Annotated in this window: 3 protein-coding genes; all 3 read left to right on the forward strand. The window is 45.9% G+C overall.

Going from position 1 to position 1,797, the window contains the following annotated elements:
* On the forward strand, nucleotides 1–878 hold an 878-nt coding region (locus tag BUC26_RS23705), incomplete at its 5' end, for a rolling circle replication-associated protein (protein WP_073379660.1).
* Nucleotides 879–1,066: 188 nt separating this feature from the next.
* A complete protein-coding gene (locus BUC26_RS23520; RefSeq protein WP_153307100.1) occupies nucleotides 1,067–1,237 on the forward strand; it encodes a hypothetical protein in 171 nt (56 codons plus the stop codon).
* Between the two features lie 72 nt (nucleotides 1,238–1,309).
* Nucleotides 1,310–1,633: a hypothetical protein gene (locus BUC26_RS22470; protein ID WP_143166149.1), complete on the forward strand. Its 324-nt coding sequence runs from the start codon at nucleotides 1,310–1,312 to the stop codon at nucleotides 1,631–1,633.
* Nucleotides 1,634–1,797: the final 164 nt, after the last annotated feature.

A 1,797-nucleotide genomic window follows, 5' to 3' on the forward strand; every position in this document is an offset into this window, starting at 1 on the left:
CCTCCTCTGAGAGCGCCAGCTCTCTTCTTTATCTATATACAAACAATAGCATCCAGATTCCTGAAACAGTTTGTCAGGACGAAGACCGACAAAAGGTTGTTAACGCCTTAATTGGTGCGCTCTCCCCGTATTATCGAAAATCGGCTTTCACCCTGAAAAACAATGTTCAGCGTTTGATCTCCCTGGCGGCTTCCCCAGGGCACGTCGGATTCCTTACTCTGACATTTCCCGACAATGTCACGGATCACCGCGAAGCATACAAGCGTTTCCGCTCATTCAATAGCAATTTCCTGGCACCATACCCGCATGTTTCCGAATGGATCAGCACCAAAGAAAGACAGACCAGGGGAGCGTGGCACTATCACCTTGCCATCCAGACCACCGAAGACATTCGGTCTGGTTTCGACTGGGATGAATACAACAGATGGATTGAAGACCGTAAAAACGGAACCGTCAGGCGATTACAGACCGGAAACGAAGATCTTCGCAGACTCTGGAAAGATTTCCGATCGGCAATGAAGGAATACGGCCTGGGACGTTCAGAATTGCTCCCTATTCGATCGAACGAAGAAGGACTAGCCCGATATCTCGGAAAATACATATCGAAGCACATAGGGCAAAGGAAACCGGAAGACAAAGGGGTTCGCCTGGTCAACTCATCTAGAGGATGGATAAAAAACAATGCAAAATTCGCCTGGAACACCGAAGGAGCAAAAGAATGGAGACGGAAACTCAAGATATTTGCCGGTCTCTATGGCTGTGATTCTATCGAACAACTGTCGTTTCGACTCGGGAAAAACTGGGTTTACCAGTATTGGCACCATATTGCAGGGGCTGACAAACTTCTTGAAAGAACGGAACAAAAAATTCCCTTTTGAAAAACAGAGCTTTGAAAGCGTTTTCTCGAATCGGCCTTTTCGATTCGTGGAAACGGTTTCATTGCGGCAATCCAGCGAAGAGGGATTAGGGAAGGCCCGCGGGAAACCGTAGGTTTACAGGCCGCGTTAGCGCGTAGCGGCCGTTTTATGGCCGCGTCAATAGGCTGAAAAAATTAAAAGGTGAAAAAATGGACGAATATTTAATCACTATCAAATTACCAAACGACAACGACAAAACTGAAACAATGCAGATACGGGCAGAATCATTGATTGATGCTGATTGGCGAGCATCACAAATGCTCAATGATGGAGAAGAAATACTTTGGGTTGAACGAATCATCAAACCTCAACAAAAATGAGAAATGCAATCAACCGGCAGGGCTTCACCTTTCGGATCGGCACCGGCCTGTTGATTATTTTAGGAAAAGTGATTGCAAAAAACGGGATCCGGAGACGCCCAGGGCAAAGAAAATGCAATCAAAGAGAAAACTAAACAGAAGGAGAAAAAAATGAGATTTACAGTCAAAGAAGAACCTTGGAAAAGAATCAAAGAAATTGCCTTTTTTATGGGAGTTGCACCTGAACACCTTCTTTCGGAGATGATCCGCAATCAAATTCGATTCGCAATGGATGAACTTGATTTCACAAAGAAGCATCCTGAATTTGATGACCACTCCGCACTTGAAGAATTGAAAGATTACTACTGGGAACTCTACGACCCCGAGAACAAGATTCAACCCGTAATCCAAAACTGATTGCCCAGGGCCGGAAACATGATCGAACCTCAACCGGATTTGCTCAAAAAGGGCCTCCCACAAAGGCCCTGAGCAAATCCGGTCCCGCCACCCGCAGGACTACGCTTGACACTATGTGACTAAGTCGGTAGCACGAACAAAAGCCGATCCAGAAAGAAGAAAAA

The organism is Desulfofustis glycolicus DSM 9705 (genome assembly GCF_900130015.1).
GTDB classification, from domain to species: Bacteria; Desulfobacterota; Desulfobulbia; order Desulfobulbales; family Desulfocapsaceae; genus Desulfofustis; species Desulfofustis glycolicus.